The sequence below is a fragment of the Bacillus sp. HNG genome (assembly GCF_003400205.1).
Taxonomy (GTDB): Bacteria; Bacillota; Bacilli; order Bacillales; family Bacillaceae_L; genus Ferdinandcohnia.
In genome coordinates, this window is sequence record NZ_QUQV01000008.1 from 173,947 (window position 1) to 193,657 (window position 19,711).

The 19,711-nt window shown below is 40.7% G+C and carries 12 protein-coding genes; all 12 read right to left on the minus strand.

Annotated features, from left to right (window positions below; all coding sequences use genetic code 11):
- Positions 1-182: 182 nt before the first annotated feature.
- Complete coding sequence (locus DZB84_RS15845) at positions 183-4,925, minus strand: lamin tail domain-containing metallophosphoesterase family protein (RefSeq protein WP_116353241.1); 4,743 nt, start codon at positions 4,923-4,925, stop codon at positions 183-185.
- Between the two features lie 567 nt (positions 4,926-5,492).
- Positions 5,493-5,729, minus strand: coding sequence for a hypothetical protein (locus DZB84_RS15850; RefSeq protein ID WP_142759845.1), 237 nt, complete (start codon positions 5,727-5,729; stop codon positions 5,493-5,495).
- 639 nt (positions 5,730-6,368) lie between these two features.
- Positions 6,369-11,309, minus strand: coding sequence for an Ig-like domain-containing protein (locus DZB84_RS15855; protein WP_223254474.1), 4,941 nt, complete (start codon positions 11,307-11,309; stop codon positions 6,369-6,371).
- Between the two features lie 5 nt (positions 11,310-11,314).
- The gene (locus DZB84_RS15860) at positions 11,315-11,884 is read right to left on the minus strand and encodes a hypothetical protein (protein ID WP_116353244.1); all 570 of its coding nucleotides are present in this window, start codon (positions 11,882-11,884) and stop codon (positions 11,315-11,317) included.
- Between the two features lie 16 nt (positions 11,885-11,900).
- Entirely contained in the window at positions 11,901-13,844 is a 1,944-nt protein-coding gene (locus tag DZB84_RS15865) for a serine/threonine-protein kinase (protein WP_116353245.1), read from the minus strand.
- A 141-nt stretch (positions 13,845-13,985) separates the two neighbouring features.
- Positions 13,986-14,753: a PP2C family protein-serine/threonine phosphatase gene (locus tag DZB84_RS15870; RefSeq protein ID WP_116353246.1), complete on the minus strand. Its 768-nt coding sequence runs from the start codon at positions 14,751-14,753 to the stop codon at positions 13,986-13,988.
- Positions 14,754-14,770: 17 nt separating this feature from the next.
- The gene (locus DZB84_RS15875; protein WP_116353247.1) at positions 14,771-16,027 is read right to left on the minus strand and encodes a DUF6382 and FHA domain-containing protein; all 1,257 of its coding nucleotides are present in this window, start codon (positions 16,025-16,027) and stop codon (positions 14,771-14,773) included.
- A 295-nt stretch (positions 16,028-16,322) separates the two neighbouring features.
- Positions 16,323-16,625, minus strand: a complete 303-nt coding sequence (locus tag DZB84_RS15880) for a pore-forming ESAT-6 family protein (protein WP_116353248.1) — start codon at positions 16,623-16,625, stop codon at positions 16,323-16,325.
- Positions 16,626-16,665: 40 nt separating this feature from the next.
- A complete protein-coding gene (locus DZB84_RS15885; protein ID WP_116353249.1) occupies positions 16,666-16,968 on the minus strand; it encodes a WXG100 family type VII secretion target in 303 nt (100 codons plus the stop codon).
- 153 nt (positions 16,969-17,121) lie between these two features.
- Complete coding sequence (locus DZB84_RS15890) at positions 17,122-17,313, minus strand: hypothetical protein (protein WP_116353250.1); 192 nt, start codon at positions 17,311-17,313, stop codon at positions 17,122-17,124.
- Between the two features lie 24 nt (positions 17,314-17,337).
- On the minus strand, positions 17,338-18,741 hold the full coding sequence (locus DZB84_RS15895; protein WP_116353251.1) for an Mbeg1-like protein: 1,404 nt from the start codon (positions 18,739-18,741) through the stop codon (positions 17,338-17,340).
- Between the two features lie 4 nt (positions 18,742-18,745).
- Positions 18,746-19,471 (minus strand): hypothetical protein, encoded by a 726-nt coding sequence (locus DZB84_RS15900; protein WP_116353252.1) that lies wholly within the window; start codon positions 19,469-19,471, stop codon positions 18,746-18,748.
- Positions 19,472-19,711 lie beyond the last annotated feature (240 nt).

The following is a 19,711-nucleotide window of genomic DNA, read 5'->3' on the forward strand; positions in this document are numbered from 1 at the left end:
CCGTTTGCTAGCCTATGGCAGTATATCATGGGTTCAAAACCAAGTAAACGCCAACCAAATAACGTGGTAAAGCAACAAAATATACATCTACAGGATTAGTTTGTAACGAGATATGAATAATTATTACAATAATGTACATGAAAGTGAAAAAAGAGCCATCTCAGACTCTTTTTTCGGTGTGCTTATTTACGAAATGTCCAAATATCTGAAACGGTTCGACCCGTGTATTTATCCTCGGCTATCGTATACCATGAATAAGAACGGTTCTTTTTTAACCCTTTCCAAACAGTCTCTGCGATTTTTCCGCTTTTCGCCTTGTCAGTGCCGATTACATGGTCTGTGTAGACATTTACTGAAAAGTAATCGGTTGCGACTCGTTTGGTGACTGGTGCTAAATCCATTTCAATCACAAACTCATCTTTTTCCGGATACGCATCTGGGTTATAGTAATTGTAATCGTCTAAATAAGGAGAATACGTATTTACCACAATGCGATTATTGTCTTGATCAAAATGAAACAGTCTCATGTAACCTTGGCCACCCTCTGGTCCTGCCTGGTAATCAGCAAGCATTTGTGTCACAGTACGGTCAGGAACACCGTCTCCGTTATCGTCAATTTCATCTACTAATGTTTGTGCCTCATGGTAATGACCACTCAACACCATGATCACATTCTTATTTGGAACAACAATTTCGTTATAAAGTTTGTCACCTGTCGGATGCCTAGTACCTGTCGCAAGTAAGTATTCATGGAAGCTTAAAATGGCTTTGCGGTCCGGATGAGCAGCTAGCACATCATTTACCCACTGGATCCCTTCATCCGTTATACCCCAACCGAGGTACACCATAATATAATCATTGCCACCAGCTGAAATTAAATCATAATGACCGCGATTGTTTAGGTAGGAACCACCGTAATATGGCTTATCCTTAAAGCGATTTTCCCCAAAATACTTATAAAACTGGGAATAATCATTACTCACCTGATCCACATCATGGTTTCCTGCCAGAACTCCGTATGGAATGTTGTTGTCATCAAGCACTTTCATCGCTTTATCGGCGTTCTTCCATTGATACTCCTGTGATGATTTATTCACTAAATCACCTGTATGGAATACATATTTTATTTTGAGTTTCTCCTTCATTTCGGCAATCCACTCTGTTTGTCGGTCAAAAATATACGGGTAGCTCTCTGAGTAAAATTGGGTGTCTGACATCCAGACGAAGGTATAGTCATACTCATCTGGCGAGCTTGGAATTTCGTCTTGGACAATCACATTTATTTTTGACTCATGTACAAAGTCACCCACGCCAACTTCACCGGAGAGTTCAAAATCCTCTTTACCTGCTACTTTGTAATCAATTAATGTCCATTTTTCTGTATTGTGGTTCCATGCGTACATCGAAACCTTTCTACCTTCAAGGGAATTCCCTTTCCATAAAAGCTCGACACGATCCTTTTCATCAAGTGACGCATCTACTGTGACGTCAAATCGATGATAAGGAAATTGAGTATCCGAATCAGATACCAGATACTTGCCGTCTACTTTTGAAACTAGCGAAGTGTCCTCAGACGTAAACGCCTTCTCCCCTTCAGGTATCATTTCTTTTGGCGGCTCAAAATCACCTGCATTTTTAAAGCCTTTCACACCTGAGTTCACATCGTATTGATATGCCTCATAAAACGTGACATCTAACTGATCCTTCGTTGGGTCCTTCACCTTTACCTGTAAAACAGGGTCGCCATCAACCTGCGCATTTTCTTTAGGTGAGACCAACTCTGGCCTTAGTGGATTTTCATCAGCCACTTCAAATTGAAATCCCTCTTCTTGTTGATTTCCTACTTTGTCCGTTGCCACAACCTTAAGCTCATGTTTACCTGCCTCAAGCTTGGAGGACGCTGTTTCATACGGAACTTGAATTTCCTCTCCGTCTAAGGTGACAATTACTTGGTCAACCCCGGAAAGCTTATCCTTTACATCTACATCAATCGTAAAAGCACCCTTGTATGCTTTCTTTTTCAGGTTCGTTTTAATATCAGGTACGGTGTTGTCGACTAAAACCTCTGAGCTAACTTCTTCATCTGCATCCTGAACAAGGACCTTGTGCTTCTTATCCTCAACAGAGGTCGTATCCCATTTATAGGTTAAGGAATGTGCTTCCTCTTCCGTAACTGTAAACGTAAAATCAACGAATGGATTGTTATCATTCATTTTTAGAATACGTGATGGATCACTGTAGTCCGGGTCCTTGATCACTGTTCCATCCGCAAGAACTAAACGTACATTTCGTAAATCATAGTCGTCACGGTTTTCCGCGGATTCAAGATCAAATGGTGATGCTTTGTTACCGGAACGAACGGTTATCGTAGTGTCCCCAACCGGAAGTCGCTCAGGCTCAATTGGGATACTGAACGTTTTCCACTGCGTGAGCCAATCTTTATCCATCACATATAAAACTTCGTCACCCATCGTAACGGCGTTTTGGAAATACGTATTCAAGCCATTTACCTCAAACGCAAAATAGGCCGTGTGTTCAAGGGACGGATAGATGCCTTCCGTTACTTCTTTGCCATCAATCAATAGCTTCATTTTATCTGGAGAATCTACCGCAGATGTAGCCTTAATGATTTTTTCACCACGAAGCAATTCCCCTTCTTCCAGATTGAGACGGAGGCTTGAGCTGTCAAGGTCATTCGTAATGGTTACGCGATAATCCTCACTTTTCACTTCATTTCTTCCATCGGACACGACGAAGTAATAATCCACATACTTATGTCCAATTAAATCAGGTGAATAAATGGTGTGATGATAAAGGAGATCATCGTAATTCTCTTGTAAAATCGCTTCGCTATATTCATTATGATGGTCAATTTTATAGTACAAACGAACAGATTTAACTTCCTTGTCGTCTGTTACGTTTGCGACAATGTCGATATTATCCTTCTGGTTCACCTCGGTGGTTTTCGTTAGATTGTCAATCGTTGGTGGCACTGTGTCTTGTTCCATTTGGACAGGCTGACTTGGTACTTGGAAGCCTTCAACCTGACCCGGAGTCGCATCCAGGATGCCCACCTTTTTAGAAAGAGTGGATTTATCAGTTGGATAGAGATAGACAATCCCTTTATTCGCAAAAGTGTCATCTACGTTCGGCTCATCATTGTAATAAGCGACCGAAATCTCTTTATGTGTGTTCGTTCCAATTACTAGTCCACGCATGCTGCCATTTGCCATACCGTCACTGTAAATGCGAACGATATTCTTATTTTCAACCAAATTTGAGCCATAGTTCGCATTAAAATCAGCGACGGTTTTCTCACCGTTTTGTGTATTGATGATCCAAAAGACTAGCGTTTCCCCTGCTGGAATCACCACATCCTCTGGCACGGATGGCCAGACAACATCGGTTCCAGGGTCTGTTCCATATCTGTAGTACATTTTATAATCTTTAAAATTGATGTCTTCACTGCTGTTGTTGTAGATTTCGATAAACTCATAGCCATCAGCAGACCCTACATTTGAAGAATCAGGAACAAGCTCAGTTATAAGCAAATGAGGGACTTTTGAAAAATCAACCTCTGGCTGCACGACCTGAATCGTGAATTCGTCGGACTTTTCTGTATTTACACCATCACTCGCTTCGAGATAATAGGTGATTTCATCATATACATGAAAACTTGGGATTTCCGCTGTATAGGTTTGATTGTTTGGACTCATTGGCAACGCCGTGAATTCATTTGTGTCACCGATTTTATAAAAAAGCGTCACACTTGGAACGGCAAGATTATCCGTTACGTTTGCCTCGATCTGAATTGGTGCGAGAGGCTTGCTGCTTGTAACTGGTGTATGTGTAATCACAGGTGCTTCTGTGTCCTCAGGTACATCCGGAAGATTGACCGGAGTTTCCGGAACCTGTGCTTGCTGAATTTCACCTGGCGTTGGCTGCGCTAGCACTTGGTGCTTTACCATTTCCGTACCAGATGTTGGGTATTTATACTCGACTACAGCTCCTGTGTTATCCGTTTCCCCCGCTAGATAGCTAGCAGAAATGATGTCAGTTCCTTGGTGATTTTTAATGACGATTGCACGATTACCACCATTTGCAAAGCCAGGAAATACATCCGTAAACTGGATGACTTTTTCCTCAGGTAAATCTGTTCCAAAATTCTCGTTAAAATCGGCTAGCGTTTTATTGCCGTTGTTAAACCAAAAAACTAATGTTTCTTGCGGTTCAATCGTTGTTGCCGGGATTTGAAATACCAAGTCTTTCCCTGTGTCGGTATAACGATATGTAAAGGTGTAATTTGTTAATGTTTGCGGTTGATTGGTGTTGTTGTAAAGCTCAAAATACTCGTAATAATCGGTTCCAGCTCCCTTTGAGTTCGGTGATATTTCACTAATGAGAAGGTGTGGAAGCTGATCTGTGTTAACTTCGGTTGGTTGAGTTGCTTCACCAGTTGGTGCTGGCGGAGTTTCCTCCTCGATTGTTGTGTTTTCTTGGGTTGGTGGTTCTACTTCAGATGTTGCGTCGTCTTGAGTTGGTGGTGCCTCTTCGGTTGTTGATTCTTCTTCGGTTGGGGGCACCTCTTCAGTTGTTGATTCTTCTTCGGTTGGGGGCACCTCTTCAGTTGGCGATTCTTCCTCGGTTTCAGGCTGTTCCTGGGTTCCCGGCTCTGTCTGTGTTTCAGGTTCTTCGATTACCTCAGGTTCAGTCTGGTCGGTTGGTTCTTGTGGAGGCGATTCCTCCACATGTTCCTCAGTTGGTTGGTTCTGTGTCCCCAGTGCTGAATTGATAGACCCGTCTTCCTCTGCAAATACCATTTTCGGTCCTGTTGCAAGGCTTACATTGGACAGTAAAATGGTAAGCGTAAAACTGACAATCAATCCTTTTTTCAGCTTGTTTCTCACTCGTTTCCCTAAAATCATCTCGCGTTCCTCCCGCAATATTTATCCTTCATGTAAATCTTATCTGTACTCTGTTAATAGCTTGTAAACTTAAGGTAAAAATTATAATAAAATTGGAAGGATTAGGAATTAAGACTCATATTATGTTACATGAATAGTTCCTATTTACTACTAAATAAAAATAGACGACTGTAAAAGTCATCTTTGGTTTCGAGATATGATTTTATACCTTAACTGAAGCAGCCACTGCTCCAACGGCGTCTAGCAATTCGTTCCATTCTTCTACAGGTTAAGGCATGTTTTGCCTAAGAGGGCACGATTAATGACTTTGCTTACCCTAATTCCAATGGTTGCTTGCCTGTGAGGGTACGATTAACGCCTTTTCTTACCCTCACTCCTTCGGTTGCTTGAATGTGAGGGTATAATTACTGTTTTTTCTTACCATCGTTCGTATAGTTGCCTTCCAATGAGGGCACGATTACCTCTTTTCAAATATTCAACTACAAAAATATTGCACGCAGCGTCAATTTGATTATGTAGTATATAATCATGAACAGAGTCCCCATGCCAAGTGTAATGTACAAGCCATTAGAATTTACTTAGTTTTGTATAAATAAATGGACCTAGCCCAAATATTAATAGAGTGACAAATGTAAAGAATTTGAGAAATAGATTATTTGTATGTCTAAAAATCCCTAATTCTACGTAATCAATCATGATGGTTCCTAATAAGATGGTTAGAAAACTTAAGCCTACTTGAAGCGAGAACCACAATGCAATAATGAGTGTAACTGTTTCGATAATTTCACCAACATTGTTCATCATTTTACACCCTACCTAATTCTAGTAATCTACAAAAACACAGCCATGTAATAACGCCTACTGGATTGTTCACGATTATACATCCTTACTAAAAAGAAGGGCTGAATAAAGAACTTAATATAAAATAAACAATTAAACTTCCTAGAATCATTCCTAGTATTGCTAAAAGCATAAAAAGTTTTCTCTTAATTCAAGAGTACTTCAACAGCTTTTGATAAATGCATGGGCCTATACCGTACATAAAGGCTGCCAAAAAGTTCACGACTTTATGGAATATATTTTTAGGGGGGATCAACTCTTCCCAATGCGTAAAACTCTAACATTGGATTCCCTAAAAACAAAATGACAATGCTGAAGGATATCTGGACAACAAACCAAAAAGTGATTATATTCCCAATTAACTCAAGGCTTTCTTCTATATTTCCAAACATAATTTCACCCTAATTAACTTTAAAATTTATGACTATTTATTACAACCAACTTTTAATGGGACTTATGATTTTGTTGCCAGTTCTCCCTATACCCCCAGCTACCTTTTAAAAAACAGGCATCCGCCAAACAGCGAATGCCTGATGTCCACAAGATGTAGTCACAAAGACATTGCCAGGACGTGGCTCTAATCTTTGATCCTATGATCCAAGGTTACATATCCTTTGCGTCTCTTCTGCGGATGATGCTGCGACGAAGTGCGACAGCACCTGCTGCTGCAGCACCGACAAGTCCGACCATTGTGCCCGCAAATAACGTCTTATTCTCGTAAAACTTAACGAGTACGCTTTTTTCAACGATTTCGAATTCAACTGCTTCGTTATTTTCGTTCCCCGCTTCGTCAAAAGCTAACACTTCAACTTTGTATTTGTTGATATCAGAAAGTGTAACAGTAACCACTTTCGTACCGTCTACCTCTTTTACATCACCATTGAAGAGCTCTCCATTGATCATCACAGACTTAAGTGTGTCACTTGGATTATCAAGGCTGATGGAAAGAGTCACTGGGTCACGATATGTTTTGTTTTTCTTCACACCCTCGAAATTCACTTTCGGCGGTGTTTTATCAATAATAAACTCCACACTAAGCTGTTGAATATTACCTGCTTTATCCTTCACCTCGAAGAAGAGGACGTGCTTTCCTTCTTCCTCAATTGGATCGCCTAAGTTATAAGGCTGACCATTCAAGGTTAGGGAGATAATGTCATAAGCACTTAAGTCTTCAATCAACAACTCAGGAATTAAAGTTTCATTAAAAAACTTGTTAGAAATCGGTTCTTTAAATCGAATAACTGGTGATGTTTTATCAATTGTAAATACGATGGTTCGCGTTGATACATTGTTCGCTAGGTCAAAAATTTCCGCCTTTAATGTGTAGTCTCCCTCGTCACTTAATACCATACCGTTCACATATGGCCGACCATTTAATGTTACTTTTGAACGGCTAGTATCAAGGTATCGGTCGGAATAAGTTACACTTGGTGATTGATTTTGATTAAAGAACCCATCAATTACACCTGTAATATTCAGAGTTGGCTTAGTTGTATCAAGAATAAAACTAATATCAATCGTTGATTCATTTCCTGCCTTATCTCGTGCAAGAACACTGAATTTATACGTCATTTCAAGTGAAGCGGTTGGAATTCGACCTGTCACATTAGAACCATTCATCGTTACTGAAACAATGGTGTCGTCAGCTTGATCAAGCGCAAATTCAGGTGTGAATACTTCATTAATATATTCGCCATCCTTAATCACACGGCTTAGACCTTTAAACTTCGGTGTGATGACTGGTGGCGTTTTATCGATTGTAAAAGCAATCTGGTTGCTGAACTGGTTGCCCGCTTTATCAATTGCTTCAACATTGATGACATAGTCACCTTCCTGACTAAAATTATGGCTGAGACGTGCTGTCTGATTCGATACCGCAAATCCACCTGCATTATAGCCTCTACCATTACGTGTCACGGTAATACGGTTTACATCAAGGTTCACATCACGAATAGATACACTAACTGGCTTATCGACATTATAATGTGCTGCATTTTCAACACCAGTAATTTCGATTGTCGGCTTTGTTGTATCAATTGTAAATGTCTTGTTGGCAGCAATTGGACCGTTACCAGCTTTATCCTCTGCACTAATCGCAATTGTGTACAAGCCATCATCATTAAAATTGTATCCTAGGCTTGATAGCTTGTTGTTGTTTTGCCATGTTCCAATGTTAAACACCTTGCCATCCTTTGTTACGGAAAGCACAACATAATTAGTACCAAAATTCAATTCATCAACCGAAACTGTTACTCGCTTGCCAGTTGGATTAAATGATTGGTGGTCGACACCGTCAATTTTTACAACCGGATTGGTCTTGTCGATAATAAACGCAATTTCGTCATGTGTTGTTTTGTTGCCTGATTTGTCAGTAGCATTGAAGTTTAAGACATAGCTACCTTCTTCTTTGAAAGTATGAGTTAAACTTGCTTTTGTTCTAGACTGTGCAGGTGCACCAACCTCATACGCCTTTCCATTCTTCATCACGCGTATTGATGTTTTGTCGATGTTTGCATCATTTACTTCAAATGAAACTTGTTTATCCACATTGTAATTCGTCATATGATCGACGCCTGTGATATTAAGAGCAGGATAACTTTCGTCAATTGTGAATTTCTTTTCCTGTGCGTCCGCAATGTTTCCTGCAGCATCCTTGGCAGATACCTTAATCACATAGTCGCCATCCTCGTTGAATGGAATCTCTATACTCGATTCAACACCTTGGTTTTTCCACTCATAAGGTTTATTGTTAACTGTGACTTCAACATGATTATTTTTAAAATTCAGCTCGTTCACCTTGATGGTAGCTGTTCGTTTTTTGTCATAATACTTTCCATCTTCTACGTTTTCGATTGAGATTTTCGGTTTTACGTTATCCACTGTGAATTTGTGTTTTTTCTCAACTGCTTTATTACCGGCAAAGTCTTCAGAGCGAACAATTACTTCATATTCACCGTCGTCTGGGAAGCTTTGCTTGAACTGATAACCTGTTGCTGTTTTGTTCCACTTTGCATCCTTAACAGGTTTGCCATTTACAAGTACTTCATTTTTCGTTTCATCAAAATGAAGGTCGTTGATATTTACAATTAACTCATTGTTGCCTTGTACATAATCTTCATTGGCTATGCCACTAATATTAATTTCAGGTGGCGTATGATCAATAGTAAATGTAAGTTCTTTTGTGCTTTCAACCCCAAAGAAGTCTTTCGCTGTAACATTGACTGAATATATCCCTTCGTTCTGAAGGGTAATTGTTTTTTGCTGCGAAATCAGCCATATGACTTCTTCCATCCAGTCGCCTGTTTCAATTTCTTCTTTTTCTCCTTCGTGCTCACGTATGACCGTAATTTCAGGAAGGAATGGTGTGTAATCCAGGACAGAAACCGTTAGATCTACAACTGGATTATTAAAATATGCTCCGTCTTTAATAGAATATTGAATTTCCGGACCGTTTTTATCGATTGTAAAACGTAGTGTCTCTGAGTTTGGATTACCTGCTTTGTCCTTCGCCTCAACCTCTATTTTGTAAACCCCATCCTCTGTAAAGACATGCTCAGTACTTGCCGTTTGCCCATCTTTTGTTAGTGGAGCAATCTCATATGGGTTCCCATTCTGTGTAACCTTCACATTGGATTCAGCTAGATTTACATCATTGATTATAATGGTTACAGGTTGGTCCTCATTGTATCTCTCATGGTTTTCTACATTTTTAATCTCAATCTTCGGCTGGATTTTGTCAATTGTAAAACCAACTTTTTCCGCCAATGCTGCATTTCCTGCTTTATCGGTGGAAGTTAAAGTGATGATGTATTCACCATCGTCAGTAAATTTGTAACTAGCTTCTGCTGTGGTGTCTGATTTTCCTTTAAATTGAACATCTGCACTAAAAGCAAGGTCGCCAACCTCTTCAATCACTGCTTTTGTTTTGGTTAGATCAAGGTTTAGTTCATCAACTACTGTCATAACTACCTCTTGATCCGAATTATAGTATCCTTTATCGGAAACATTTGAGATACTAAGGACTGGTGCTTTTTGGTCTATTGTAAAAGTGATTGGCGAAAAATTATCCTCGTTTAATGCCCTGTCAACAGCTTTCACATCGACTTCGTAGACACCATCCTCTGAAATTTCTTGCTCTTTATATGCATCTTTTCCATTGACTTCAAGATATTTTTGACCATTTCTTTTTACGAATAGGACTGATTCATCTTGATTCTCATTTTCATCTAAAACGCTAATTTTAAATTTCTGCGGCTCCTTATAAATGCTTCCATTTGTAACATCGGACACCGACACAACAGGCTTTGTCTTATCGATTGTAAATTTGTAAGGTCCCATTTCGTATGGCGTATCTTGTTTTCTGTCGGTAAATTTCACTTTAACCTCATAGTAACCAGGGTCTGTTAGTTTTATGTGAGCCTTCTTCCAACCTTTTGAGAACTTCGGTGAATCTGCAGAAAGCTTTTCACCATTAATCTCGACTTCGAAGGTTTGCATTCTAATGTCGTTTTCAACATCAATTTCAACATCGTGATTATAAAAAGGAATGTCTCTTTTGTTTTTTATCTTGAACTCCGCAGCTCTTTTATAAATAGAGAACTCCTTAACAGCAGATAATGACGAATTTCCCGCTTTATCTGTGGTAGTAACAGTAACTTTGTAGTCACCAGCTTGGGTAAAGGTTATTGTCCCTTTTCCTGATGTCCAATCAGGCATATTTTCAACAACATAGTCGTTGTCATCCTGTTTGACATCTACAATAACTTGACTTGCATCAAAGTTTTTGTCATTAAATTCAACTTCTAATTGGGCATCTGCATATTCGATTAATTCGTTATCCGTAACACCGTTAAATGTTATTCCCGGTTTAGTCTTGTCTCTATCAATATTGAATGTTGCCCTTGTTTCAGTAGGGATATTCCAATCATTTTCTGCAAAGTCAAGAGTGACAGGGATTTCCTTATCTTTTAAATCAGATGGAAGGGTTACTACTACTTCATAAATACCATTGAATGGATCTCCCGTTTTATTCACCTGCACGGTTGCTTGATCCTGCTCCTCACCCACTGTTACTTTAAATGGTTGCTTAACCTCAGGAGGAGTTACGGGTTCTTCAGGTGTTGGTTCTGTTCCTTCTGTTGGAGTAGTTACCGGTTCCTCTTGTGTTGGTTCTGTTCCTTCTGTTGGAGTAGCTACTGCTTCAGGAGTTTCTCCGTTTTCCGGATTAGGATTTTCAGGTTCGCCTGGATCCGGTTCAGGGTCTGTTCCTGGGTCAGGATCTGGTTTAGGTTCTAAAGACTTTAGGTAATTTTCATAATCCTCGGTTAAATTGACTGTAAATGTGAGTCTGTCTTGATTTGTTAACCATGTGGGACCACTTTCTTCTGAAATGTCCCATTCGGTATCGTTAGAAAATGTTACGGTTCGCTTGATATCGCCTGCCGATAAAACATTTCCAGTGTACAATCCCGCCGACAACACCAACACAATCACGATCGGGATCCAGAAGACCGATTTGTTTTTTCGGTAGCTTTTTGAGATCATTGCTATCACTTTACTACGCTCCTTTGTTCAATCACTTTATTTGTATGAATAATCATTACATCCACTTCGATTGCGAAATCGGATTCTTCCTCTGGTTCTGTGAGGATGGCTGTTTCGCCATCGCCTTCAAGGAGAATCGATGTTTCGTCCTCATCCACTAGCAATGTTGTCTCAACGTCATCCTGTAAAAGTGCCGTTTCGTCTGATAAAAGCGAGGTTTCCTCCAATAGCGACGTCTCCTCTGCTGAATGGCTTTCTGCCAGCAACGCCGTGGGTGCGATGTTTGTTTCTTCAAGTAAGGAGGTTGGCTCGAGCTCCTGGCTCATGAGGGCTGTGTCCTCTACCGATGCCGCAACTGGAACCTCCTTTTTCCGAAGCTTGATTTCACTTGTTGTTTTTTTCGTTTCTTGAGCTTCAAGGGACATGCGGTCGTTTTTCTTCTTTTTCTTAAATCGATTTCCTGTAATGTCCGCAAAAACTTGAGAGATTTGTAGTTTCATATAGACTATAATCGAGATGATGAGCGTAACTAACGCGCCCGCTAATCCCCCATAAAACATGATTTGATATTCCAAACGAGAGCCCCCCTCCCTAACTTATATTTAAATTCGCCATGCGTCTGGCAAGCTTTTTGTAGGCTTCATTGTCTTTAGCACCTTCAAGTGCGCCTGCCTTATCAAAGACTTCCTTCGCCTTGCTATAGTTACGTTGATCCTCCAGTTTGCCTTGCTCAATATCAAGCAACAGATTGCCAAGCTTTACATACGCGTTCAGGCTCTTCGGATATTCTTTAATGATTCCTTCAAATTGCTCGACTGCTTGGGAATGTTCACCCATCTCCTGATAATTGACGCCGATATTGACCATAACCTCTTCCCTGTTCGGCACATTCAATTCGAGCAGTGTGTTGTAGTGCTCAATTGCCTGCTCGAAATCGTTACGAGCAGCAACCTTATCCTCCCCTGAATTTACACCGCGACTATAAAAAGCCTGTGCAAGCTTTTGCTCAAATTCAATCTCATATTTTAGTTGAAGCTGCTCGTCTGGAGCTAACTCGAGAACTCTCTGCGCTTTTTGCACGACTGTAATCGCCTTTGTATTGGCATCCGCGATTTGTCCCTTATACGAAATGTAAATATTCGCAAGTGAATTATAGTTATCTACCTTTTTGGCGTTGTTCGGGAGGTTGTCGTTATATGATTCAAACTCTAGGAGATTCGTAGAGAACTGGTCATAATCGATATTCATCCCGCCTAATGTTGTCGCTAGTGTAATATAATAGGACGCGTCCGGTATCTCTTTTTCATTCACCTGCTTAAAATATTTCAGCGCCACAGGGTAATCTCGTTTCCGGTCAAAATATGTCATCCCTAGTTTAAAAAGAACTTCACTATTTTTATGAATATTCCCGTATTCGTCATTCACATAGGACTCGATCTTTGAAAGGCCAGTGTCCACTTCATTTCGATTGATATACACATCGAGCAGGTTGTTATAGGCAGATGCACGTCCCTTGTCAACCTTGATTGCTTTTTCTAGCAACTTAATAGCCTCAGTATCATTACCCTCAATTAAAGCAATACTAGATTCATTGACCAGCCCCATGTAATCCTGGAATTGCTCATTTTTCATCCCTTGATAACCCAGTACAGATGTCGTTGAAAAACCAAGACACAAGACCGCTGGGATTAAAAAGAGATAGAGCCTCTTCAACATTTTTTTCCGGTAACCTGCAGTGAGCTTGTTGATGTTTTCGAGATCATATAGGAGCTCTTCACACGTTTGGTAACGATTTTCCGGTTCTGCTTGGGTGCATTTTAAAATGATATGTTCGAGCCCTTCTGGTAAAGTCGGATCCCACTGACGTATTGGTCGTACCTCATACGGCGGGTCTGCAAGACTTTTACCGGTGATAAGCTGGTAAAGCGTTAATCCTAAGCTATAAATATCGGTTCGGGCATCGGTGCGTTTTCCAGAAAGTTGTTCGGGTGCTGCATAGGTTTTCGTACCGAGATTCGTCGTATCTGTCAGGCTTTCATCCTTAAATTCCCGCGCAATCCCGAAGTCAATCAGCTTGATCTTTCCCTCCGGTGTAAGCATGATGTTATCCGGCTTCATATCGCGGTAGATAATCGGATGAGGCTTTCTCGTATGTAAATAATGAAGCACCTCAGCAAGCTGCTTCGCCCAGTTAATCACGAGCTTTGCGGATATCACTTTTTCCCGCTTCAGCTTTTGCTTGAGCGATTCACCTTCGACATAGTCCATCACGACATAAATGTCGCCCTCCGATTCGATGATGTCGTAAATCTTCGGAAGCGCGCCGTGATCGAGTTTTTTAAGCATATTCGCCTCGACAACTAAGCTATTGATGAGAAGCTCGTTATTACTATTGTCGCGTTTGCGGATATCCTTGACGACGAGAGACTTGTTAAGCCGGTTGTCCATCGCCAAATAGACAATACTCATCCCACCGCGGCCTATTTCCTTCAATATTTCGTATCTATCATCTATAAAACTTCCGATTTTAATCAACGTAATTCCTCCAAAATTGAAAAGCTCTAAGTGCCATGTGTTGCCACCATAGAAAAGACGCCACGAGGGGCTAGGCTGCTTGAGCTAGACACCGAATACTGCATTCGAAGTCAAATCTTTTAAGCCTTGAAAACTAGTCCTTCACACAACATGGGCGAGAACGATAGAGATATTGTCTACCTCTTTTCGTTCTTTTACGGCATCCACTAGTTTAATGGCCTTGTATTTTAACTGCTTTTCATTTAAAAACGGATTCGGTCGGAGTTCTTCGAGTAGCTCCGCATCTGAGATTTTATGGTAAAATCCATCTGTACACAGTAAGAACACGGTTCCTGGCTCGGTCTCTCCGGTCAGGATGACGACCTCTAGCTCCTTTGTTGCACCCACACATTGTAAAAGCACATTGCGTCTCGGGTCCTTTAAGGCTTGCTCGGGTGTAATGTTTCCGCGCTCCACCTCACGTGCTACTAAGGTTTGGTCATTCGTTAGTCTTGTCACCTGTTCCTGAATTTGATAAGCGCGACTGTCTCCAATATGTACTATATAGTAACGTGAATGAATAATGAGTAGCGCAGTCACTGTTGTTCCAACTTGGGTATTTGTTTCATCCCCGTACTCTAGTATTTTTTCATTTTGTTCCGTGATGCAGGCTTCGAGTGCTTCGTGGATGTCCTCATCTTGTTGACTTGAATGCAGCAGGTCTGGTAGCTCTTTCTCAAACCAATCGGATAGACCACGAACCACTGTGGCACTCGCCAGTTCTCCATGAGAGAGCCCGCCCATTCCATCACAAACAACGAACATCCCGACATACCCATTCGGTGTTTTTGCCGTCTTGACGAGCAAGGCATCCTGGTTTGTCTTTTTCTTAATTCCAACATCTGTGTGGTATGCATGTATGAACGCCACTTTTTTCACCTCTATCTTTAAAAAAGCCTAAATTCAAATTCCTCGTTTGCAAGCTTGATTTTATCCTCATGCTTGATTTTCACCTTGTTCTTCGGTACAAGCTTAACGCCATTTACATAACTTCCGTTTCGCGATTCCTTGTCGACAATAAAGTATTCTCCGTTTTCGGTAATCAACTCCGCGTGCACTCGCCCAACCACTTTATTCTTTGATGTGTAATCCGTTTGTTGTGGGTCACGCCCGATTTTAAACACTTTCTTCGACACCATGATTTTTTCTTGAGTGGCTGTAAGAAGGTATGGGCTCTGCTGGTGGAAGCTTGTGCCAACACCAAGTGCTGTTGTTCCTTCTTCCTCTTCCGGTTCCTTGTAGGCAGTGAGGACGGTTGTACCTTCTTCCTCCTCGGGCTCATATGTGTCAAATGAAATTGGGCTGCCAACATTCGGCTTAATATTAATAGAGGTGCCACCGGCTAACACAGAATTTCCTTCGCCAAGCTCGGTACGAGTGATCCGCTTGTACTGAACCTCTTCCTCAATCTCCAGCTTTTGACTTTTCTTTTTATCAGACCTCTTACTACTGTATTCGGATGTGATAACGCCATTTTCTTCAGACGCCTTAATTTCACTACCAGGGCTATAGTAGTTTGGAGTCCTAGGTTCCTCATCCTGGATCGGCAGTTTCTTAAAACTTTGAGGTGAAGCCGGCTTGTTCACCAACAGCTCATTCAGCTTTTTTTGTAGCGCATATAGGTTGATTTCCTCAGATGTCGCAAAATAATTATGTAATCGTACAAAAAAAGTGAGGTCATCATTTTCATCATAGGAGTGGGAGTGTAAGAAGCTGGTGAAGAATTCCCGGATTGATACCTTTTCAAAAATATTATTTTTAATTGGCATGTACAGTAGAATTAATCTGTTTGAAAAATTATCAATGAAGATGTAGTTCTCATCAAAAACAAAGTTGTTCACATTCAACCCAAGTCGCTCGGCCTCGATCAATGATTCGATAATGTTGGTAAAAAATGAGTGGAGCTGCTCTTTGGTGAGTTGGTTTGTTAAGCTTTGCGCAAGCGTTACTTCAGACACCAAGTCATAGCGAAAGTACGCCTCATCGCCCTTGTTAATCACAATACATGGCAAAAGGCCTGGAACCTTATTGTTTTTTAGCTTATCGGCTTCTGTAAAATCAACACGGATCTCAGATGGCACCTTGTAAAAGATGAATTTCGAAACACCGTAGTTTTCAATATGTAAATCAACATGTTTGATCATTTCTTGCACTCCCATTGTTTATCAAATGCGCCTTGGCGTATTTGCGCCCAGATTTTTTCGCGTCTACGCGAAAAGTTTCCTTTAAAAATCTGTGGCATCCGCCGAAGGCTTTAGGCCAACACGATGTTGGTCACTCAGACGTTACCACAGGATGTGGCGTTCTTAGTCTGAGTTCCTTAATATCAGTCAGGATTGAACCCAACTGAATTGAATAGTTTTGACATCCTCGATTAAGGACTTTGCTGAATAAAGATAGATGAGGACAACCGGCGAGGCCAATTGCCCTCCTCATGGATTATTTAAATGCGCTCGCGTTATTGTTAATTGCTGTTTCAGCTGCGTTGTAGTTTGTAACTGTGTTGTCTAGGAATTTTGCATAGCTATCAATGACTTGGCGATACTCCTCGAAGCGTGGAGCCAATGCATTGAAGTTTCCGCGAATTGTATTAGAAGCATCAGAGTTCCATGTAGCGGCTAAGCCGTTCATTTCCTTCTTGATGTCTTCTAATGCAGTCGAAAGCTGTTGGTTTAGGTTACGGATTTGGCCAGCGGTTTTACTAACCTCGCCAAGGGAAATCTTGATTCCATCAACTGCCATGGTGGCACCTCCTTTTTTAATAGATTAGTAGGTATCGAGATTAGTTTGTTAAGCGACGTGCTTGGTTTACTACCTCGTTTTGTGTTTCACGGTATGTTTTTGCGCTAAGCTTTAAGAATTCAGAGTATTGTCTCATCAAGTTCGTCATTTTTTGGAAGTCATCCATGAATCCCTTGATTTGAGAAACATATGCCATATTATCAGTACCTTGCCATGCTGCACCCATGCCTTCAACCTCTGTATAAAGAGCCTTGTAAAGTCTCTCATAATCAGCAGATTGTTGGTCAATGCGAGTAGCTGAAGTCTCTAATTTCGCTGGATCAACTGTAATTGAACGTGCCATTGTGTTTTCACCTCCTTTAAATGGGATATGTATGAGTTAACTCGGGTTGGGACCGAGAAAACTTTGGATTCGTGTTGGTACACGGGTTTTGGGTACGAACTTGGGTTTGTGGTATATTTTTCTTCTAGTTTGCTAGCCTGTTAGCTTCAAAACTCAAATCCTTCTAAGGTTATAGCCAACTCTTCGATATTTGTCGGCCGCACTCTGCAGGCTTGATGCACTTTTAGTTGAGCCAATCCCCTTGAACTCCCGATTGATGCCATTTGAGATCTCATCGAGTTCCCGGGAGATAGCGTTGATTTCAGCAATAATGCTATTAATCTTCCGTTGAACATGAGGTTTCATTGGGGTACCTCCTTTGATTTTCTCCTAGCGAATAATCCTTGCTTTACCAACTAACTTACTTTCGTTTGAATCGAGTAGCCGGGCAGCGGTATTTAGGTAGTTAATGTTTTGGTTGAGCCTGTATGAGAACGATGTTAAGATATCAGCGCTCAACACATGACGGATATCTAGAAGGTCAACCTCCCAATACAGGGAATCGATCCTATCATTAAGCACGCTTACTCTCCGTTTTATCGCTTCAAGCCTTTGTGCATAGTAGTAGAGCCTGTCGATATTGACCTTTAGATAAGGTTCTACTGGGAAGTAACCCCCTAGCTTTGCAACTACTTTTACAAAAAGTATGGCTGCTTTAATTGCTAAGTCATTAAAGAACTTGGTAACCTCCGCTTTGATTCTTTGTGACAATTCCTTCACATTTGCAATAAGCTTTGTGACTTGATCTCTTACAAATTCTACTGTTTTTCTAATCCCCCGAACGGCCGCTTCCAAAATTTGCATCGTAGCTTCCCGAATATAGGCAGAGACTTTATATATTTGCACCTTGGGTAAATTAGAAACTAAATAAAAGATAGTTGCTGCCCCTGCATTTGCGTAGGTTCTAGTATTCGATTGACCATCAAAATACTTTTCAAAATCTCCAGTCGATGTAAAATTCACACTATCTAACCCATGTGGATACATAAGTCCTTCATCTTGACTATTAATGTAAACCGTTTTATCTACATATTGGGCATATCCTAAGGATGAAACAAAATCACCTTCATGGACAATAAATGTGTTTCGGTCTCCTTTAAGTGCTTCTTGCTGTTCCTTTGTTAAATTCCACCAATACAATGGTGCACCGTTAACAATGAAAGAACTTAACCGTTCATCTAAATTATTGACAAGAACGTATGCAGCAAGATTTCCTCCCTTTGAATGACCGAATACAAAATGTTCCCCATCAAGACCTGCAAGATACCTTTGATAAAAGGCATTCGCTTCTCTTTGTTGGCGAATCTCCACACCAATTCCCGCATCCAAATTTGATACCCAATCCGTTGCGATATGGGACGGATTAGTTAAGTCCTCACTTCCCCTATATAAAGCAGTTCCATTGCCATTACCATCCGTAAAAGCATAGCCAACGAAACCACTATGGGACCTACCATCCGAGTTGTTTCCACCGTTGGGATTGTTATTTTGATAGCCTACCAATTTAACTTCCTTAAGCGGTGAAAATTTATGTTCGTCACTGTTCATATATGCCTTAACTGCATCAAACTTTTTCTGAGCACCTTCATCTAGGTTTTTCTTACTCAGTTCTTCAATAATTCGATCAATCGTCACTGGCTTTTTTTCACTAGGGCGAAGGTTATCTGGAATGTCTAAATAAGATAACTGCAACAAAATATACTTTTCTTCCTCAGTTAAATTAGTTAGTGACATTTAATCACTCCTCAAACGCTTCGTAGTTCTCAATTACATTTGCAGGACTATGAAGGATTACACTTGGATGAACACCATCACTAGGATTTTCAGGATCCAGCCTATCATCCACATTGACTTCCCCGTAAACCTTCGCTTTTAAGTTAGACCATGGAAGATTATTGACAAATGATGATCGGATGTATTCTGTAATATCCTCTGATTCATCAACAAATCCAACTGAAATCACATAAAGTTCAACATCTAAACCCTTTAGTAATTGAAACAGATTGTAGATTCCCTCACTGTATTGATTGATATCTGGTTCACCAGTTGTTTTTATCCCTGCAGTAAGAGAAACTTTAACATCCTTATTTTCACTGAGAAATTCATCGACTGACATGTCTGCCATGGTTTCGTCATATTGGTCATTACCCGCGGATAAATTCACCTTAAATTCGGTACCCTCTGGAAGCTCCTTCGCAATATCCGTTTCTAGTTTTTGGTGAAGCTCATAACCCCATTTTGCCGGTAAATAATCATCAATCCATTTACCCTCGTCGTTATATTCCTTCACAACGAAAACGATATTTGGTTCTCCCTTTGGATGAACAGTAATCATGTCCCCACCATATAAATCTTGGAAAAGCTTACTTCCCTCTTTTGACCACATGATCTCAAATTCTTTCCCATACTTCTCTTCCAAGTACTGAATTGCTTTGTCCTCTGTACTCGCACTACTTGAACTCATACACCCTGTTCCTCCTATTATGAGAATGAATAGAAGAAGGAATAAAACTACCCTCTTTTGTAACCTCATTTGGCACCTTCCTAACTTTATAAATGACTTTGATTGATATAAAAAGTGTCTGTTGCCACTTGGTTGCGATGTGGTTTGGCGGGACGCTCTTGGGATTTGGACCCTGCCCCCTTTTTCTGAATATCGGACATAACCGGAATTTCCACTCTTGCCTAATCGATCCGGTCCCAG

Excerpts from the sequence above, each read along its gene's own strand:
- DZB84_RS15845 (WP_116353241.1), bottom strand. The coding sequence starts at position 4,925 with ATGATTTTAGGGAAACGAGTGAGAAACAAGCTGAAAAAAGGATTGATT.
- DZB84_RS15850 (WP_142759845.1), bottom strand. The coding sequence starts at position 5,729 with ATGATGAACAATGTTGGTGAAATTATCGAAACAGTTACACTCATTATT.
- DZB84_RS15855 (WP_223254474.1), bottom strand. The coding sequence starts at position 11,309 with ATGATCTCAAAAAGCTACCGAAAAAACAAATCGGTCTTCTGGATCCCG.
- DZB84_RS15875 (WP_116353247.1), bottom strand. The coding sequence starts at position 16,027 with ATGATCAAACATGTTGATTTACATATTGAAAACTACGGTGTTTCGAAA.
- DZB84_RS15880 (WP_116353248.1), bottom strand. The coding sequence starts at position 16,625 with ATGGCAGTTGATGGAATCAAGATTTCCCTTGGCGAGGTTAGTAAAACC.
- DZB84_RS15885 (WP_116353249.1), bottom strand. The coding sequence starts at position 16,968 with ATGGCACGTTCAATTACAGTTGATCCAGCGAAATTAGAGACTTCAGCT.
- DZB84_RS15890 (WP_116353250.1), bottom strand. The coding sequence starts at position 17,313 with ATGAAACCTCATGTTCAACGGAAGATTAATAGCATTATTGCTGAAATC.
- DZB84_RS15895 (WP_116353251.1), bottom strand. The coding sequence starts at position 18,741 with ATGTCACTAACTAATTTAACTGAGGAAGAAAAGTATATTTTGTTGCAG.
- DZB84_RS15900 (WP_116353252.1), bottom strand. The coding sequence starts at position 19,471 with ATGAGTTCAAGTAGTGCGAGTACAGAGGACAAAGCAATTCAGTACTTG.